This is a genomic window from Algibacter pacificus, assembly GCF_008033385.1.
Lineage (GTDB): Bacteria > Bacteroidota > Bacteroidia > Flavobacteriales > Flavobacteriaceae > Algibacter > Algibacter pacificus.
Window position 1 is genome coordinate 1 of the sequence record NZ_VOGY01000012.1, and the last position, 19797, is coordinate 19797.

The 19797-nt window shown below is 31.9% G+C and carries 20 protein-coding genes; 18 read left to right on the forward strand and 2 right to left on the reverse strand.

From position 1 onward, the window contains the following. The 3 genes from FQU21_RS14260 to FQU21_RS14270 form a co-directional block, all read left to right on the forward strand. Positions 1-381, forward strand: a 381-nt coding sequence (locus FQU21_RS14260) for a DUF4625 domain-containing protein (protein ID WP_147678685.1), incomplete at its 5' end; no start/stop codon positions are given. A gap of 59 nt (positions 382-440) precedes the next feature. Next, positions 441-920, forward strand: coding sequence for a DUF4625 domain-containing protein (locus FQU21_RS14265; RefSeq protein WP_147678686.1), 480 nt, complete (start codon positions 441-443; stop codon positions 918-920). A gap of 271 nt (positions 921-1191) precedes the next feature. Beyond that, the gene (locus FQU21_RS14270) at positions 1192-2877 is read left to right on the forward strand and encodes a PhoX family protein (protein ID WP_147678687.1); all 1686 of its coding nucleotides are present in this window, start codon (positions 1192-1194) and stop codon (positions 2875-2877) included. Between the two features lie 233 nt (positions 2878-3110). On the opposite strand, the gene FQU21_RS14280 is transcribed toward FQU21_RS14270, so the two are convergent. After that, on the reverse strand, positions 3111-3449 hold the full coding sequence (locus tag FQU21_RS14280) for a winged helix-turn-helix transcriptional regulator (RefSeq protein ID WP_147678688.1): 339 nt from the start codon (positions 3447-3449) through the stop codon (positions 3111-3113). A gap of 241 nt (positions 3450-3690) precedes the next feature. On the opposite strand from FQU21_RS14280, the gene FQU21_RS14285 reads away from it, so the two are divergent. Both FQU21_RS14285 and FQU21_RS14290 read left to right on the forward strand, forming a co-directional pair. Beyond that, complete coding sequence (locus FQU21_RS14285; protein WP_147678689.1) at positions 3691-4365, forward strand: NAD(P)H-dependent oxidoreductase; 675 nt, start codon at positions 3691-3693, stop codon at positions 4363-4365. Between the two features lie 36 nt (positions 4366-4401). Further along, positions 4402-5202, forward strand: coding sequence for a DUF4437 domain-containing protein (locus FQU21_RS14290; protein ID WP_147678690.1), 801 nt, complete (start codon positions 4402-4404; stop codon positions 5200-5202). A 393-nt stretch (positions 5203-5595) separates the two neighbouring features. On the opposite strand, the gene FQU21_RS14295 is transcribed toward FQU21_RS14290, so the two are convergent. Beyond that, positions 5596-6756 carry an agmatine deiminase family protein gene (locus FQU21_RS14295; RefSeq protein ID WP_147678691.1) on the reverse strand — a complete coding sequence of 387 codons (1161 nt, stop codon included), beginning with the start codon at positions 6754-6756 and terminating at the stop codon, positions 5596-5598. 297 nt (positions 6757-7053) lie between these two features. Between FQU21_RS14295 and FQU21_RS14300 the strand changes: the two genes are divergently transcribed. The 13 genes from FQU21_RS14300 (at position 7054) to FQU21_RS14355 (ending at position 19698) form a co-directional block, all read left to right on the forward strand. After that, complete coding sequence (locus FQU21_RS14300; RefSeq protein ID WP_147678692.1) at positions 7054-8397, forward strand: AAA family ATPase; 1344 nt, start codon at positions 7054-7056, stop codon at positions 8395-8397. Positions 8398-8654: 257 nt separating this feature from the next. Beyond that, positions 8655-10403, forward strand: a complete 1749-nt coding sequence (locus FQU21_RS14305) for a helix-turn-helix domain-containing protein (protein WP_147678693.1) — start codon at positions 8655-8657, stop codon at positions 10401-10403. 200 nt (positions 10404-10603) lie between these two features. Continuing rightward, complete coding sequence (locus tag FQU21_RS14310) at positions 10604-11515, forward strand: leucine-rich repeat domain-containing protein (RefSeq protein ID WP_147678694.1); 912 nt, start codon at positions 10604-10606, stop codon at positions 11513-11515. A gap of 197 nt (positions 11516-11712) precedes the next feature. After that, entirely contained in the window at positions 11713-12621 is a 909-nt protein-coding gene (locus FQU21_RS14315) for an alpha/beta fold hydrolase (protein WP_246124848.1), read from the forward strand. 190 nt (positions 12622-12811) lie between these two features. Beyond that, on the forward strand, positions 12812-13774 hold the full coding sequence (locus FQU21_RS14320) for an NAD(P)-dependent alcohol dehydrogenase (RefSeq protein WP_147678696.1): 963 nt from the start codon (positions 12812-12814) through the stop codon (positions 13772-13774). Positions 13775-13798: 24 nt separating this feature from the next. Then, positions 13799-14416, forward strand: coding sequence for a hypothetical protein (locus tag FQU21_RS14325; RefSeq protein WP_246124842.1), 618 nt, complete (start codon positions 13799-13801; stop codon positions 14414-14416). Between the two features lie 52 nt (positions 14417-14468). Next, complete coding sequence (locus tag FQU21_RS17740) at positions 14469-14726, forward strand: hypothetical protein (RefSeq protein WP_246124843.1); 258 nt, start codon at positions 14469-14471, stop codon at positions 14724-14726. Between the two features lie 84 nt (positions 14727-14810). Beyond that, positions 14811-15041 (forward strand): hypothetical protein, encoded by a 231-nt coding sequence (locus FQU21_RS17745; protein ID WP_246124844.1) that lies wholly within the window; start codon positions 14811-14813, stop codon positions 15039-15041. Positions 15042-15054: 13 nt separating this feature from the next. After that, complete coding sequence (locus tag FQU21_RS14335) at positions 15055-15741, forward strand: DUF4386 domain-containing protein (RefSeq protein WP_147678697.1); 687 nt, start codon at positions 15055-15057, stop codon at positions 15739-15741. Between the two features lie 193 nt (positions 15742-15934). Then, entirely contained in the window at positions 15935-16996 is a 1062-nt protein-coding gene (trpS, locus tag FQU21_RS14340; RefSeq protein ID WP_147678698.1) for a tryptophan--tRNA ligase, read from the forward strand. Between the two features lie 25 nt (positions 16997-17021). Beyond that, positions 17022-17876: a CPBP family intramembrane glutamic endopeptidase gene (locus FQU21_RS14345; RefSeq protein WP_187269390.1), complete on the forward strand. Its 855-nt coding sequence runs from the start codon at positions 17022-17024 to the stop codon at positions 17874-17876. Between the two features lie 54 nt (positions 17877-17930). After that, complete coding sequence (locus FQU21_RS14350) at positions 17931-18809, forward strand: NAD(P)-dependent alcohol dehydrogenase (protein WP_394348408.1); 879 nt, start codon at positions 17931-17933, stop codon at positions 18807-18809. A gap of 34 nt (positions 18810-18843) precedes the next feature. After that, positions 18844-19698: an alpha/beta fold hydrolase gene (locus FQU21_RS14355; RefSeq protein ID WP_147678700.1), complete on the forward strand. Its 855-nt coding sequence runs from the start codon at positions 18844-18846 to the stop codon at positions 19696-19698. Positions 19699-19797: the final 99 nt, after the last annotated feature.

Below are 19797 nucleotides of genomic sequence, written 5' to 3' on the forward strand. Positions count from 1 at the left end.
GATGAATTAGGAAATAGTACCGAAATTGAAGGCCATATAGAAATTTTAGATTATATCAGTTTAAGCGATATATCTATAGATTCAACCGTTGCACGAGGTAAGGATTTTCATGCCGAGTTTATGATAGATGCCGTTAAAGGAATTCATAACATTACGGTAGATATGCATGCACATGATATTACTGTAGGCCAAGGCGAGGAAGAATTAGATTTAGAACTTGAATTTTTAGAGGGGTACCACGAGAAAACTTCAGTAGAATTTCATCAACATATTGATATTCCGGCTACAGCTCCTGCTGGTGAATACCATGTTACTTTTACCGTAGAAGATGAAGATGGAAACACCAAAGCATACGAAACTCATATAGATGTTACAGCCTAAACATGAATAATAATTCCGCATGGTACAAAATCTACCATGCGGTTTTAAAACCCTAGACTATGAAGTACATATTAAAATATATATTTATTGTATCCATTATACTTTTAACTACAGCCTGTTCCAGTGATGATAGTGTTGAAAAAGATAAAGAAAAACCAACCATTAACGTTAATTATGTGTCTGGTTTTCCGCAAGGTTGCGCTTCTCTAGCTAAAGGAGAAACCTACAATTTTAGAGCTATGGTAACCGATAATAGTGCATTGGCTGCTTATAGTATCGATATTCATCATAATTTTGATCATCATACCCATGACGATCAAATAACAGAATGCCAATTAAGTGCTACAAAAACACCAGTTAAACCATTTATTTTTATAGAAAATTATACTATAGAAGCAGGCTTAACCCGTTATGAAATTAATATACCTATAACCATTCCTAATAATATAGATGCCGGCGATTATCACTGTTCCTATTCGGTAACCGATGAAACAGGATGGCAAAGTAGAACATCTGTAGATATAAAAATTGTAGAATAATAAAAATACAAACCGAACGATATAAATTTCTTTTAGTTACAATAAATTCTCATAATTATCAGAAATATTTTTTACAGCATTTTAGGTAATCCATTTTAAGGACATTGTACGTCATAAAAATTTAATAAAAACAAAAAATATAGTTAACATAGTTTTTATATCCGATAGCAAAAATATAATTATTTTAGGCGCCTTAGTGGGCCAGTTTTATAAAACCATAATAGGTTTAGAAAACTTGCATAAAAAAAAATCATTTTAATTAAAAAACACCATGATATATAACCGTAGACAATTTATTAACTTTTTAGGAAAAGCGAGTTTAGGAACTGTTATGATGCCTCAATTTTTAATAAGTTGTGGCAATACAACAACGCCAACAAAAGCCTTTGGTTCAATATCTAAAGAAAGGCTTAGTTTATTAAAAAATCTAAATTTACAAGCCTTAGCCGCTTCTAATAAAGATGATTTATTATTAACTAACGGGTTAAATTATCATACCATTATTAAATGGGGGGATAAAATAAGTGATACTGAAAGCTTTGGTTTTAATAATGACTTTACCTGTTTTATTCCTTTTAATGATGATAACCCAAAAGATGGTTTATTATGGGTTAATCACGAATATATAGATCCTCTATTTGTTTCTGGTTTTGATGCTAATAAGCATGAAAACTCAACTGCTCATAGAACCATTGAACAAGTAGATAAAGAAATGTACAATGTAGGTGGAAGTATAGTCCGAATTAGAGAAGAAAATGGCGTTTGGAAAATGGTTAAAAATGATTCTCATAATAGACGTATTACCGCTAAGACCCCAATAAAATTAAATTGGGATTATCCAATAAAAGGACAAAGCACAGTAATTGGAACGCTTGCTAATTGTTCTGGAGGTATTACACCATGGAAAACGTTTCTTACTTGCGAAGAAAACTACGATAGCTTTTTTGGAGAAACAGTATATACTAAAGAAAACAATGCTAAACATGTGCCAAGCTACGCTTACGGTTGGGAACAATTTTACAATTATCCCCCAGAGCACTATGGGTGGGTGGTAGAGGTAAACCCCAAAAACGGCATGGCTCAAAAACATATTGCATTAGGTAGGTTTGCTCATGAATGTTGCACACTGTACGAGTTAGAAGACAAACGCGTAGTTGCGTATACAGGAGACGATAAAAATGACGAACACTTATACAAGTTTGTTTCATCTCAACCTGGTTCTTTAAAAGAAGGTACCCTTTATGTTGCCGATACGGTTAATGGAAAATGGCTTCCTTTAGATTGGCAAAATCAACCTATTTTACAGCAAAACTTTAAAGATCAAACAGAAGTTTTAATTAGAGCACGCGAAGCTGCAAAATTAATAGGTGCTACACAGTTAAATAGACCCGAAGACATAGAAATAGACCCAATAACTGGAAATATTTTTGTAACACTCACCAATAATAAACCTAAAGGAGATTTTCACGGTTCTATTTTAAAGATTGAAGAGCAAAACGGCGCCTTTGATGCACTAACTTTTAAAGCCGAAACCTATTTGGCAGGAGGTGATGAAAACGGATTTTCTTGCCCAGATAATTTAGCTTTTGATATGTCTGGAAACCTTTGGATAACTACCGATATGTCTGGTACGTCCATGAATAAAGCCGACAAACCTTATATGTCTTTTAAAAATAATAGCTTATTTGTAATTCCAAGATTAGGTGAAAATGCCGGAAAAGTTATTCGAGTAGCCTCGGCTCCTAAAGATGCAGAGCTTACCGGACCTTGGTTTTCTCCCGATGGCAAAACCTTGTTTTTAAGTGTACAACACCCCGGTGAACAAACCAAAGATTTAAATAATCCTACCAGTACTTGGCCTTTTGATACAGACAGAATCCCTAAATCTGCCGTAGTAGCAATTACAGGAGATATCATAGAGAAAATGAATATGTTAAATATTATTGAATCTAGATGATGAAACCATTCAAATAAGTTTACAACAGGTTAAACTAAAATGTTTAATGAGAATTCCTCTAGAAGTGAAGACACCCAATAAATAAAATAATATCGCAAACAATTCCTTATTGCGTCGATCTTATGGAGGACCCTTTTTTAGATTGTAATACCGAGGTTATAAAACCGTTCAGGCCAAAGCAAAAATAATCTATTTATAAAAAGCGATAGATAGCATGATGCTTTATTAGTAAACTAAAATTTCTCTGTTCCTTCAACTACAAAAACACCCCAATCTGCAATAGACTTTACTACAGGTATTAATGTTTTGCCTAAATTAGTTAACGAATATTCCACTTTTAAAGGCGGTTTACTTGTGTATACAGTTCTTTTAATAATGCCATCCGCTTCCAAAGTTTTTAATTGTAAACTTAACGTACGTTCGGTAACCATCGGCATTTCCTTTCTTAATTGGTTATACCGTAGTGGTCCTGTTATTAAATGATATAAAATTACTGTTTTCCATTTCCCACCAATTACGCCCATCGTTAAACTCGCGCAACATGGATATTCTTTACCCTTAAATTTATACATAGTACTATTTTTAATTTCGTAATTATACAAAAGTAATACACTATACTAAATTTTGCAACTATACTTTTTATAGTAAATTTAACATTTAGCCAAACACATTAAATTTAGTACGGTTACCAGTCTTTTTTTTATTAAAAATGATACTATCCTTTTTGACCGTTATTGTGAGTATAAAACACGATACATATTTTTGTTACTATAAAAAATATAGTATAATAAATTAATTATCAAATTTTAACTAATGAATACACCAAACATTGCAAAAGAAGATATTTTAAATGCATTTAATTACAGGCATGCTACTAAGGAATTTGATGCTTCAAAAACCTTAACAAACGAACAAATCAATTTTATTCTTAAAACAGCTCATTTATCACCAAGCTCTTTTGGTTTTGAACCTTGGCATTTTGTAGTTGTACAAGACAAAGCACTGCGCGAACTTTTAAAACCTGTAGCTTGGGGCGCTCCTCTAAAATTAGATACTGCGAGTCATTTTATTTTAGGATTAGCAATGAAAGCACCTATGGTAAAACATGATGCAGAATATATCGAACACATGATGAAAGAAGTAAAACAAATGCCAGAAGAGGTGGTAAGCATGTATTCTAAATTTTACAGAGAATTTCAAGAGCGCGATTTTAAACTAGATTCAGATAAAAAATTATTCGATTGGTCATCAAAACAAATCTATATCGCTTTAGGTAATATGATGACGGCCGCTGCATTAACAGGAATAGATTCTTGTCCAATTGAAGGCTTTCATATTGAAGAAACCGAAGCTTTATTAAGGGATAAGTTTAATGTTGATACTGATAAATATGGTATTGCATTCATGGCTGCATTTGGATACCGAAAAGCAGACCCAGAGCATCCTAAATCTAGAAGAGCTTTTGAAGAAATCGTGACCTGGAAATAACATGATTATAGCACTTAATATCTAAAACCCCTAAAAATGAAAACGATTATTTTAGTTGCACTCGCTGCTTTAATAAGTATTAATAGTGTTGGACAAGCGCCAACAACAGATTATAGAACTACTATAAATGAGGTGGTTACCTCACAAGACATAGACTGGGGTTGGTTAAACCCATTGCGAGGCGATAAAAGTCCAGCAGCAGGACAGCTTTGGGGCGATCGTACAAAAAACGAACCAGCAGGTTTTTTAGTAAAATTTAAAAAAGGGTTCTCTTCACCACCTCACATTCATAACATTACGTATCGTGGTGTGGTAATTAAAGGCTTATTACATAACGATGATGAAAAAGCCGAAAAACAATGGCTAACGCCAGGATCTTATTGGCAACAACCGGCAGGCGAAGCCCATGTTACTGCTGCAAATGCAGAAGATAATTTAGCTTTTTTAGATATTCAAGAGGGACCTTATTTGGTAAAACCAACTTCTAATGCGTTTGATAATGGCGAACAACCCGTAAATATAAATAAAACCAATTTGGTTTGGTTAAATGCGGCCGATATTAAATGGGTCGATAAAAAGAGTCATATTCAAACGGCATTTTTGTGGGGAAATCATGAAAAAAATCAACTTAGAGCCACCCTTTTAAAATTACCCGCAGGTTTTAACGGTTATATCAAAAATTTAAGTCCAAACTTTAGAGCCGTTATTATTTCTGGAGGTTTAACCCATCAGTTTTCTAAAAAAGAAGATAAAAATAAACTAACACCAGGTTCTTATTTTGGAGCTATAAAAAACGGAACATCAATAATTTCAACAACAAAAGAAACTTTGTTGTAGATCAGAAGTAATGGAAACTTTAAAGTTAAATCTTCTCAATAGAAAAGAATAATGACCCGCGTAAACCAAAAATATAAAATAAAGGAATACCGATAATTAATAGCAAGCAAATTTAAGAGCGATTCATTTTTGAATCGCTTTTTTTTGCCGTTTAAAAATTAAATACTTGATATTCAATAAACGCATCCGTATGTACCTGTAAATTAATACGCCAATGCCAACGCCCTAAAACCTTTAAAAAAAACTAACAAACCTATAAAAATTAAGCACTTACCTAAATGGATAAGACGCCTTATAATTTGGGGTTTTCGTACATTTACATCAATCCTTTAAAGCGTAACCTGTGTAGTAAACAAGTATAGCATAGAAAATATATCTAGGTTTTTATAATAATTATGCCGCTTTGTTTCTTTTCTTTTTCTTTGGCTTATTGATTGAAATACAGTGAAAACCACCGCCTTTTCTATTTAAGTCAACACAATCTAACAAGACTATTTTTTTTCCAGGAAAAATACTTTTAAACCTATTTTCTATTTCTAAATCTTTAGAAATAGCATCTTCGCTTTTAATCGAATGTCCATATCCCGGTACAATAACCTTATGTTTGGTAATAATAAAGTTTAAATAACTGTTAGACCAAACAAAGATTCGGTTTGTATCAAAAATTCTTTGATTTTCAAAAAGTAACGGTGCCATAGGAACTCTTATAATATTTAGCGGTTTTCCATCTTGATCTAAAGCTTTTTTAAGAATATTATAATTTTCTTCTAGTCGCTCATTGGCCATTTTTATAATAGGATGGTTATTTATTTCATTTTTATTTACCTGCGCCAACAACACCGTGTTTGGTGAAATAAATCTACAAAAACTATCGATATGATGTCCAGATCCAGCGCTGTATATATTACCATATATAGGTGTATTGGACATAACATCGTCTTGGGGAAGTCCGCTTTTTAGCCAAATAATTTTTTTTACATTTAATTTTCTTTTCAGTTCTTTAGCTATTTCAGCTTTACTAAGCTTTGGGTTTACATCGGCTTCATGTTTTTCAACCAGTATGGCCAACCCCTTGCCATTTAATTCTCTAGCACCACCAATACTAATAATTCGAGAAGCTCTTAACCGCTCTTTATATATAGATTGATATTCGTAAGGAAAAAAATTTTCTTCGTAATATTTAAAACTTAAAGTTTTGGTTTTGCCGCTGGCATTCATTAAAAACACGGGGCCAAAATCCCTAATCCATATATTCTCATTCGTTACAGCTTCTAGTTGAATATTACCCATCTGGACACCAACAGATTTAAGCACATTAAAAATACTATCTTTGGGTATCGTTTTAGGAACATAAACGGTTACATGATCATCTTCAGCTAAATTTTTAATAAAATTAACATAAGTTTTTGCGTAGTGATTGGACCAAACTACTAAGTGCGATTCTGTTTCATCAAAATCTGTAGCAGGTTGATAATCTTGATCATAAAATAAAAAATACCACGAAAAACTTGCTGCCATAACTAGGCATACTAGTACAATTCTTTTTGTTTTCATTTAAATAACTCCTACTAATATGAGCAAAACAAATTAAACGTATTTTTTTTTATGAAACTCATTTTATATCATAATTTTTATATGATATATTATAGCTAACTTGAGCTTTTTATTGAAAAAATTTATACTCAAAAGTTTCTTCTGCAATGTTAATGGAATACTTTTTATGCGACGGTGTAGGAGGGAAGCGTAATGTGTGTGGAATGTTAATATTAACGTAAATATCGTTTTTATTGAGTTAAATAAAGTAATTATTGTTATATTTATCTATATTTACAACGAAAAAATCGTAATAAAATGTTATTAAGATATAATATATCTAATTTTCTTTCTTTTAATAATTCTACAGAATTTAATCTTTTTACTGGAGATTTTAGAAGATTTGATAACCACGTACACAAATATAAGAACATCGATATTCTGAAATTGTCCGCAATTTATGGAGCAAATGCTTCTGGAAAATCAAATTTGGTAGATTCCTTAGACTATCTAAGAAGTTGTGTAATGGAAGGAAAAGCTATAAAGTTTGAAAGTTCTATTTTTAAAAGTAACAAAGGTAAGCCTTCAAGCTTTGAAATTGAGTTTTTAACTAATGAGAAAATATACATCTATGGAATAAAGGTATATAAAGGAGAAATTATCAATGAATATTTATTCAATTCAAACATTGGTAAAGAAGATAAATTAATATTTGATAGAACTGTATCGAAGAAAGGTGTAAGTAAAATTGATATTAATGAAAGCCTTGTAAAAACTCAAAAAAGTAAAATTTTAAAAGAACATTATGAAAAGAAAGTGAAATCTGAAGAACTTTTTTTATCAGAAATTAGCGAAATTGAATTAGGTAAATTATCTGTTGAAGCAGAAATCGTAACAGATTGGATTTTAAGCATGCAAATAATTTTCCCAGATTCTAAACCAAAATACCTATTAACGGAACTTATGGATAAGAATTTTTTTATGGATTTCACTAAAGATATGTTGTGTAATTTTGATACTGGAATAAAAGATTTACATATTAAATCCTTTGATTTGAAGAAGTATTTTGGAGAAGATGATAAGGATTTTACAGATGAAATAATTAGTGAATTAGAAAAAAACCTAGATTCTAATGTTCATTTAGGAGTGGATATGATTGCTACTTTAGAAAACAAAAAGGCAATATTAAAAAAACTATATATTGAACATACTGGTTTCGGGGTTGATAATTTATTTTCTTTAAGTGAAGAATCCGATGGTACTAAAAGGCTAATAGAGTTTATGTCAATGCTCTATAGTCTTATTGTTTCTGATGAATCCCCAAGCGTTTTTGTAATAGATGAAATAGGGCGTAGCATACACCCAAGTCTATTAAAAGGCTTTTTAACTAAATTATCAAGTGAAAAGGATATTAAAGGCCAATTAATTTTTACAACTCACGAATCAAATTTATTAGATTTAAATATGCTGAGACCAGATGAAATTTGGTTTGCAGAAAAAAATAAGAAAACAGGTAATACAGAATTTAAAACTTTAGCTGAATTTAAGAAAATCCGAACTGATTTAGATATTAGAAAAGGTTACCTTAATAGGAGGTTTGGAGGTATTCCAATGCTTGCAAATTTTGAAGATTTAAACTGGACTGAGTATGCCTCCAATTAAAAAATCAAATAGAAGTAACTTTGCTTTGGCAAAAGCGAAAGTTGTTACTATAGTTTCTTGAAAAAATTTATTCTCAAAAGTTTCTTCTGCAATGTTAATGGAACACTTTTTATGCGACGACGTAGGAGGAAAGCATAATGTGTGTGGAATGACATCCATAGGATAATTTTAAGGATTTATTTTAACTTTATATATTTGTTTAAAAAAATAATAAAATTATTAACCAAAAATCCATAGCTGTACTGCCATTCGTCAATATGAGTAGTAATATTGAAAACGAATACTTCTGTGATGGATTAACAGAAGAAATAATAAATGCATTAGCAAAAATCAAACAACTTTCTGTTACTTCTCGTACATCTTCATTTTACTTTAAAAACAAAACAGTAACTGCTCAAGAAATAAGAGAAAAATTGAATGTGGCTACCTTTATAGAAGGTAGCGTAAGAACTTCCAAGAAGAAAATGCGTATTACAGTGCAAATGATTGATACTGTAGATGATTTTCATTTCTGGTCCGAAACATTTGATAGGATCCCAGAAAACATTTTTGAAATTCAAGATGAAATTAGTCTGTTTATTGCTGAAAAACTACGTGAACACATTGGTCATCTTGAAATAGAAGATAAATTAGTAGCACCTATTGATGTTCCAGTAGCTATTTACAGAGAATACCTGAAAGGTAGGTATTACATCATGAAGTTAGATTATAAAAACTCTACAAAGGGTATCGACATCTTAAAAGAAGTCATACATAAATCACCCAACTTTGCAAGTCCCTATCTAGATATTAACCTTGCCTATATGAATATGGGAACTATGGGGCTTTTACCCGCATTTGAGGCTTACCAGAAAGCACAACCATATTTATCAAAGGCGATAGAGTTAGACCCAAAATCATCAAGATCTCAATTGAATTTAGCTTGGATAGAATGCTGGCAAAACTGGAACCTTGAGAAAGCTTACGAACATGCCCATAAGGCTTTGGAGATGCAACAAGCAGATGATATTTATTTGACCATTTCTAATTTTTTAACAGTGGAAGGAAAATTAGATGCAGCACATAATTATCTAGATAAAGCGTTGCAGTTAGACCCTTATGCCGCTATCAACCATCATTATAAAGGATTTTTATATTACCTAAAAGAAGAGTATACTATTGCCATACCGTATTTAAAGAAGGCGTTGGATCTAGACCCAAGGTTGCCCTTTCCACCAATTTACATTGGAATAAGTTTATTAATGTCTGGCAAGCCAAATGACGCTTTAACATATTTCAATTCACTAAAGGGTATTTCTGTAAAAGACCTTAGCAAATTGGGTGGTAAAACTATGTGTTATGCTTACCTAAATGAAACAGAAAAGTGCAATGAAGGATTAAAGGAATTAGAATCCTATTTATCAACAGAACTTGTAGATAAGGCATTTACATTTATGATATTAGTTAATGCCTTATTAGGTAATAATGAAAATGTAATTGATTTAGTAGAGCAAGCATTTAATAACCGTTTACCATTAGTTTTGTTATTGAATCCATCACCAATTCTGAAGCCTGTAAAACATCACAAAAGGTTTAAAGCCATCATGCTTAAAGCCATTCCAGATAATGTCAACTACAAACAAAATAAAAAGTACAAACAGGCATTACTGGATACCCACGAAATTGAAAAGTATAGTAAAGAATTAGAACAGATTATGGTAGATTACAAACTGTATCTAAATCCAGATCTGGCATTAAAGGATTTAGCTTCTTATTTAGAGCTTCCTGCTAATTATGTATCTCAATTATTAAATCAAGGGTTTGATAAAAATTTCTCGGAGTATGTAAACACCTTCAGAATTAAAGAGTTTAAAGAACGTGTTGTTTTAGAAGAAAATAAAGGTTTAACCATTATGGCTGTAGCTTATGATAGTGGTTTTAATTCTAAAACAGTCTTCAATACGTTTTTTAAAAAAACTGAGGGCATTACGCCCAATACTTTTCTTAAAAATACCAGCAGAAATTAGTTCTGATTTATAAAATAGGACTTCTACACTTCTCTTTTAAAGTACTTTTGGCTCATAAAATTTTAAATAAATATAAATGTGTCAATTAATTAAAATTATAGTTTCATGGATACTATCCTTAATGATGAGCTTGATGTAGTTAATAATCTTGAGATTATTGAATAAAAAACTAAAATTTAAAAAAAATAAAAATAACAACTTTGAAAAACTTTAAAACTGTAAGCAGCGTATTGATAGTCACAGCTTTTTTTGTAGCAGCCTGTTCAAGTACAGACGAAAATTCTAGCCTTATCCAAGATGATTTTTTAAATATCCCAGATAGTCATTTTGAAACCAAATTAATTGAACAAGGTATAGATTCAGATGGTATTATAAATCAAAAACTATTAAAAACGGATGCTGAAGCTATAACACGCTTAGACTTGAATCTTACTTCAAACTTTGGAGAAATCAATGATTTGACAGGAATTGAGGGGTTTGTAAACTTAACATTACTGTCTGCGGCTAGGCAGGAAATTAATGATGTAAATTTAAGCTTTAATACTAAGTTAGATACTTTATTTCTCAATGGAAATCATCTTACCAATATTGACATTAGCAACAACTCAAATCTAATTTTATTGGATATTCAGTCAAATGAACTTAGTGCAATTAGTGGGCTATCAAGATTGACAAATTTGAAAAAACTAAATTTATCTTTTAATAACTTTGAAGATATTAGTATTGAAAATGAATCTCTTGAAGTATTACTGATTAGTCATAATTTATTAAAAACGATTGACACTAATGATGCTTTAAACCTAAAAAACTTACTATTAATACTTAATCAACTTACATCAGTAGACTTCAGCTCTAATGCATTGTTAGAGACTTTGGTGATTTCTGGTAACAAGCTTCAAAACATAAATCTTGAAAATAATACTAGTTTAACACATTTTTATAGTTCAAGTAATTCACTTACCAGCCTTGATATAAGCAACAATTCACAATTAATAGATTTGAGGGTGGATAGAAATCCAAGCTTAACCTGTATTAAAATCCTGGAGAATCAAGAAATATCTACAGTGTCTTTATCGGATTATCAAGAATTGAATGCAAGTTGTGATTTGTAAAGGTGGTGGTTGTTGTATCATATTAAAACCTTTTGAAATTATAAACCACTCTTTTTATTTATTTAACTTTTTGTTCGGATTTAAAAGTTCGAACCAGTTCAACAGTTGCAAGCAATATCTTTAATCAAATTAAATTTTTAAAAATGACAAACATAACTAATACTAGATTTAATCCATCCGATTTTCCAAAGCATAAAATGATTTCAGTTAATAGTATAGAGCTAGAAGTTTTTGAAGCAGGTAAACAAAATGCGAAAAAACCTATTGTACTCTGTCATGGTTTTCCTGAACATGCGTTTTCATGGCGTTATCAGATACCTGCTCTAGTGGAAGCTGGCTACCATGTCATTGTGCCAAATCAAAGAGGTTATGGTAACTCATCTTGTCCGACTGAAGTAACCGACTATGACATTCAACATTTAACAGGAGATCTTATAGCACTTCTAGATTATTACGGATACGAAAACGCTACCTTTATGGGTCATGACTGGGGAGCAAATGTGGTATGGAGATTGGCTCAATTGTATCCTAAACGAGTAAATAAAATAATAAACTTGGCTTTGCCTTATCAAGAACGTGGTGAAAAACCTTGGATTGAATTCATGGAAGAAATATTTGGTGGAGATTTCTATTTTGTACACTTCAATCGAAAGCCAGGAGTTGCAGACACTATATTGGAAGAAAATACAGCTCAGTTTCTTCGTAATATATTCCGTAAAAACATAACGCCCACAGTACCTGAACCAGGAATGTTAATGATAAATCTTGCAAGAGCAGAAAAATCAAAGGGCGACCCCATAATGAGCGAAAGCGAACTTGCTATTTTCATCTCCGCTTTCAATAAATCAGGTTTTACAGGAAGTATAAACTGGTACAGAAACCTTGATCGAAACTGGCATTTATTAGCAGGTGTAAACCCAATAATTCAACAAGACACATTAATGATTTATGGTGAGCGAGATATAATTCCAAAGTTTGAAAGATTGAGTGAATTTGTGCCTAATGTGGAAGTGGCCAGTTTGGATTGCGGCCATTGTATTCAGCAAGAGCTGCCAGAAGAAACAAACCAAATGATTTTGAAATGGTTAGAGCGTAAAAATGGCTAAAAAGGAAGCGGAAAACAATTCAAATAGCATAAAAGGCATAGAATAATGTGTGAAATTAATAACGGTTCAGGTAGAAACTTGAGTCGTTTTTGTATTCAACAAGTGTATTCATACATAAATAAGTTCTAATTTCTAAACACGAACTTTTAATTCCTATGTAATCAACAACTTTGTTGCAAATAATTAAGTTATGAAATCAGCTATTTATAAAAAATATGGGACTCCAGAAGTCATTCAAATTATAGAAAAGGAGAAGCCTACACCAAAGCCTAATGAACTTTTAGTGAGAATTAAAGCGTCATCTGTTACACGTGCAGATACAATGATGAGACAAGGAAAGCCAAAGTTTGGTAGATTGTTTTTAGGCATATTTAAGCCCAAGAATACATCTTTAGGTACTGGGTTTTCGGGAATTGTAGAATCAGTAGGGGAAGAGGTCACTAAATTTAAAATTAGTGATGAAATTTTTGGCGAGGTTTTGTTTACTGATGGAACTAATTCAGAATATGTATGTGTTCCTGAAGACGGAGTTATTGCAATTAAGCCAAAAACTATTTCACATCAAGAAGCTGCCCCAATCTGTGATGGGTTTTTAACATCATACAGTTTTTTAAGAGATGTTGGCCATTTAAAAGAAGGACAGCACATCCTTATAAATGGTGCATCAGGTAGTCTGGGGTTAGCAGCCGTTCAATTATCAAAATTAATGGGCGCTAAAGTAACAGGAGTTTGTAGTGCGTCAAATTTAAATTTAGTAAAATCATTAGGTGCTGATATTGTAGTAGACTACAAAAAGAGTGATTTTTCAAAAGCAGGGGATTATTATGATGTTATTTATGATGCCGTTGGTAAAACGTCTTATAAAAATTGCAAAAAAGTACTTTATTATAATGGCATTTTTATGTCGCCAGTGTTAACCGTCAACATATTATGGCGTTCCATTATATCTACCAAAAAAGTAAAATTTTCTGCAACGGGAATGAGAAAATCTAAAGATTTAAAAAAGTTATTAAGCGAATTAGTTGCGTTTTTTAAAGAAGGGAAATTAAATACTGTTATCAAAAGAACCTATAGTTTAGATAACATTATAGAAGCGCATAAGCACCTCGACAGCGGACATAAAATAGGAAACATTGTAATTACCAATCATTAATCATTAATCAAAAAACGAACACTTATGACATCAATTAAAATGAAAACAATCAAAAAACAAATCTTATTAAAAATGGCTTGTGTAGCCTTCGCATTAGTATCAAGTACAATACATGCACAAAACACAAACTCTAAAACCACCACACAAAGAGATGGCTTTATCTTCGAATTTGTAGTAGGTGGAGGCATTATCGGTCTAGAAGATAGTACAGGTCTTCAAACCTTCGACAAATCTCAGGGTACATTTGTTTTTCCAGATTTAAAGTTGGGTTATATGTTAAACGAAAGACTTGCTATTACTGCCTCATTACCTGGAAACATTTACGAATTTCAAGATAATGACAGGCATTTTGGAGCATTTATCCCATCTGTACAGTATTGGGTAAAAGATCGTTGGTGGATTCATGCTGGAATTGGTTTAGCCATAGACTCACCTGCACTATATGATATTAAAGACAATGTAAATGACGATTGGAATTTTGGTGCCGCTGTTATGGCAAGCACAGGTTATGAGATTTACAAAAAGAAAAATTTCGCGCTCAATATTCAGTCTAAATTGGTGCTTGGTAGTGTGTCTTTAGATGGAGGTGCGGATAGAGATGCCATAATCTTTAATGTAGGATTAGGGTTCAGCTGGTTTTAATGTTTAATTTGACTTAAACACGTATAGAAAACTAATTTTTAATTAAAACATTATGAAACGTACAATAATAATAATATTAGCACTAATTATCTTTTCCACGACGATTGGTGTTGCTCAAACAACAAGTGTAGAAAAATCAACATTCGGATTACAAACTGGAGTTTTAGGAATCTGGGCATATAATGAAACAAAATTATCAAATACCATAGCACTGAGAACTGAACTTGGTTTTGATTTTGGTATTTGGGAAACTACTTATTATGATGATTATGATTCTCCATTTTTGCTAACACCAGTAATAGTTTTGTAGCCAAGATTCTATTACAATCTCAAAAAACGCTCAGAGATCTCAAAACCAATTGAAGGAAATAGTGGCAATTTTATTGCTTTAAAAATGGGCTATCATCCAGAATTGGCTCTGTTCAATACTGACGATGCTCCTGAGGTGAGTGATTTTTCTATTATACCTACTTGGGGAATTAGAAGAAATTTAGGCAAGCACTTTAATTATGAAGCAGGTCTTGGTGCCGGATTTAGCTACACATTTGCTAAACGTGCTGGTTATTTAAAGAACAAAAGTGAACTGGAATTAAATATGCACTTGCGAATAGGGTATAGATTTTAATAAAAAATAATTTATGATTGAAAATATGGAACAGAAAAATTTAATTAAGACAGCTAGAATTACTGGCTTATGGTATTTAATGATGGCTATTACAGGAATTTTAGGGTTTATGGTCTTTCATTCTCAAATATTTGTGTCTGGTAATCCAGAACAAACGCTAACAAATCTTGTAGAATTGGAATCTACAGCAAGAATTAGATTGTTATTAGAATTTGGTATAGTAATTTCTCAGGCTCTTACCGCAGTTTGGTTTTTCAAATTATTTAAAGATAATTATGAATGGGAAGCTTGGACTTTAGGTATATGGGGTATGGTAAATGCGTTAGTTATTTTGATAAGTGCAATTTCAATTGCCTCAGTAATAGGTTTAGCAAATTCTGACATAGGTACTATGAAAGACAAAGTTTTACTAATTCAAGTTTTTCAAAGTATTATTTCAAATGCTTGGGGTATTGGTGGACTATTTTTCGGGCTATGGCTATTTCCAATGGGATACATAGTTATCAAATCTAATAGGTTGCCTGTCTGGTTAGGAAGAATAATTATTTTAGGTGGTATAGGCTATCTAATGTCTACAGTTATACACCACGCAGGAATTGATTTTAGCTTCAATACATATCTTACATTACCTGCAACAATTGGTGAATTTTGGATGATAGGGTATTTACTAATTTTTGGCATAAGACCTAGCTATAAGTAAAATTAAATTCAAACGAAACACAACAGTGGCTAAAAGTAATGGCACCATTCTCTCCTACTTCTGAAAATCTGTGAGGATTTTCAGTTTGGTTTATACTTACAACGTTAAGTGCTTATTCACGAAACTACTCATAGCCGAGATCTTTGTGGGTAATGAGAAAAATTGAACTTACTTGAATAAAATTAAACAAAAAATGAAAAACAAAACTTTTGAAATTGCAAAAAAGCAAAGTAAACTGTTGGAATATGATTTGTCCCAGAACCCTAATAAATACCGAGTATTAACGGGAGATAGACCTACAGGTAATCTACATCTTGGTCACTATTTTGGTTCAATTGTAAACCGATTAAAGTTACAACGTTTAGGAATAGAAACTTATATTTTAATTGCTGATTATCAGGTTTTAACCGATAGAGCTATTTTTAATGATATTTCTAATTATGTCTATGAATTGACCTTAGACTATTTAGCTTGTGGGTTAAACCCTGAAAATTATAAAACACACATTTTTGCACATAGTCATATTCCTGAACTAAATCAACTCACTATTCCTTTTCTAACACTGGTATCTAGTTCAGAATTAAACAAAAATCCTACGGTTAAAGAAGAAATTACTGCTTCAGGCATGAATACTATTAATGCAGGTATGTATATCTATCCAGTCCACCAGGCAGCTGACATTTTGTTTTGCAAAAGTAATGTTGTTCCTGTGGGAAAAGACCAATTACCACATATAGAATTAACTCGAAAAATTGCAAAACGATTTAATACGAAATTCAATCGTAATATTTTTCCAGAGCCTGTTGCTCTTTTTACCAATACACCAGTTATTCTTGGATTAGATGGTGTTCAAAAAATGAGTAAAAGCCGAAATAATTCAATTATGATTAAGGCAACAAATGACGAAACTGTTAAACTAATAAAATCTGCCAAGACGGATTCAAACCGCCACATATCTTATGACCCTAAAAACAGACCGGAAGTTTCAAATTTAATAACATTGGCTTCCCTATGTTTAAACCAAAACCCTAACGAACTAGCAAACGAAATTGGCGACCAAGGATCAGGTAAGCTTAAGCAGATAACAGCTGAAGCTATAAACACATATTTTGAACCGATTAGAAAAAAAAGAAAAGAGTTAGAAAAAAATAAGGACTATGTTAGAGATATTTTGCATAAAGGTATAAGTAAGGCAAGACAGACAGCAATTACAACGCTTAGCGAAGTCACAGAAGCAATGAATATGAAAATATAATAGCACCATAAAAAAACTACTCATCATGGTAAAATCTATAGAAAATAAAAAACAAACATGGATAACAATATTAATATTTCTGGGCCTTGTAATTGCTCTTACTTCACCATTTCATTATGCAATAGTGAATTTTTATCCATCAAGAATTTATGTTGGCGCTATCATGTGGTGTCCCGCAATAGCTGCATGTATTACCTTAAAAATACGTGGACGTAAAATTTCATCACTTAACTGGAATTGGGGAAATTGGAGATATATTCGATGGTCTTATGTTATTCCTGCCTTTTATGGTGTAATCACTTATGTATTCATCTGGATTTTTGGATTCGGAAACCTAGCAAATGAAGAAGCGATAACGGAATGGGGAAAAGAACTAGGTCTGTTTGGTATTGGAACTTTAAATCCAACGTCAATAGCTATAATTGCCATTATTTTATTAGGCACTGTTGAAGTAATAAGAGCGGCTGCAACAACCCTAGGTGAAGAAATTGGATGGCGAGGATTTTTCATCTATGAATTGAGAAAAGTGCTGTCTTTTTCGGGCGTATCAATTTTTAGTGGACTAATTTGGTCTTTTTGGCATTGGCCATTACTAGTTTACTATAGTAACAATGTACTATTAGAATTTACAACGTTCACTATCGTAATTGTTTCTATGTCATTTATTATGACGTATTACACCTTTAAATCTAAAAGTCTATGGCCAGCAGTTATTTTTCATGCAGTAAGCAACGTGTATATTCAAAAAATTATGCCTCCTCTAACCATAAAAGTTGAAGGAAGTGAACATTGGCTTGGTGAAAACGGAATTATGTTTGCTATAGTAACACTTGTTTTTGGATTATATTTTTGGAGAAAAGCTGTAAAACAGAACTTATAGATCACATTAATTTTCTATTTAAATGGTTATGCAGAAAACCTCATACTTACTCATATTAAAAAACCATCACCAAAAAATAATGAAGTCCTAATAAAGATACGGGCTACTTCTGTAACAACAAGCGATGTGCTTATTCGTAGAATGAATGAACCTCTGATCCAAAAATTTATACTTCAACTCATATTTGGTTTTGGGCGTCCTAGAAATCCTATTTTAGGAATGGTGACCTCTGGAATTGTAGAGCGTAAAGGTAAAGATGTTACATTGTTTGAAGTTGGGGATGAGGTTTTTGCATATGGTTCAATCTCACCTACCAAACGCCGTTTCGGTTCTTATGCAGAGTATATTTGCTTACCAGAAAATTGGAATCTGGCACTCAAACCTGTAAATCTTAGTTTTGAGGAAGCTGCAGCGATACCTTATGGTGGCTTGCTTGCTACTCATTTATTAAAAAAGACGAGCATAAACAAAGGCGACAATGTTTTAATTTATGGAGCGTCAGGAAGTATAGGCACTATGGTGATACAATTGGCTAAGAATTTAGGCGCTCATATTACTAGTGTCTGTAGTGGCAGAAACTTCGAGTTAGTAAAGACTTTGGGTAGTGATAAGGTGATTGATTACACCATAGAGAATGCTGAAACAAAATTAGAAAGGTATAAATATGTAATTGATGCCGTTGGCTATTCGAAATCATCAAAACTCAAAGAAAAGAGCAAAAAAGCATTGACTCCGAATGGCAAATACATATCCATAGATCATAACACACCATTAACTCCAAAAGAAGCTTTTTTAAATTTAAAAAGGTTAGCAGAACAAGATAAGATTAGACCTGTTATTGATAGCATCTATCCTTTAGAAAAAATGGCTGAAGCACATAAATATGTGGAGCTAGGTCATAAGAGAGGTAATGTTGTAATTAAAATTAACTAATCTATATACTCATCAATCAAAAGACAAAAAATATATGTTTTTCAAATCAAAAGAAGGTAAAGAAAAAATCATCAGCCTTTATAATCAAAAGTTAAAAGAGTTAAATATTGATTACTCAGAACAATTAGTAGAAACAAAATTTGGTAAAACCAATATAATTAAAGTTGGGAACACCAATTTACCTCCATTAGTACTTATTCATGGTACAGGAGGTTGTGCACCACAAATTTTAGATTCTTTTCCCAATCTAGCTTCAAAATATTCTGTCTATGCAATTGATGTCTTAGCGCAGCCCAATAAAAGTGCAGAGAATAGGTTAGACATGAAATCTTTGGATTATGGAAAATGGCTTATAGAAGTAGTTATAAAGCTAAGACTGAAAGACGTGACCCTAGTAGGTTTTTCTTTTGGTGGTTTCATTAGCTTAAAAGCACTGGAGTTTAACGAGACACCAATTAGACGGGTTTTCTTAATCGCTCCAGTCTATATCGTAAATGGCAATCCTCTTGTAGGTTTGTTTAAAATGTTCCTACCATTAAAAAAGTTTATAAAAACTAACAATCAAAAGCACATTAAAAAGGTAATGAACGTGCTTTTTTCTGAATACGATGATTTTGCGTTAACCTATATGTCAACTACATTTCAAAACTGTAATATGGATTTCTCACCACTTCCTATAATTTCTATAGGTTCAGCAAATAATATAAAAACACCAATCAGCATTTTCGCAGCTGAAAAAGACATCATGTTTCCTGGTAAAAAAATGATAAGGAGAACTGAAAAACTATTTCCATCATTAAAAGAAGTTTTTTTGCTAAAAGATTCGAAACATGTACCTAATCAAAATGATTTTAGTTTAATTGAAAATCAAATAATAAAAAACTCGTAATTTATCTACTTCATATCAGGTTAAGTCGGCCTCATAAAATTTTGGCTAAAACAATAGGAGAAAAGAGCGTGCATATTTTAGGGGTTTAGCAATACATTT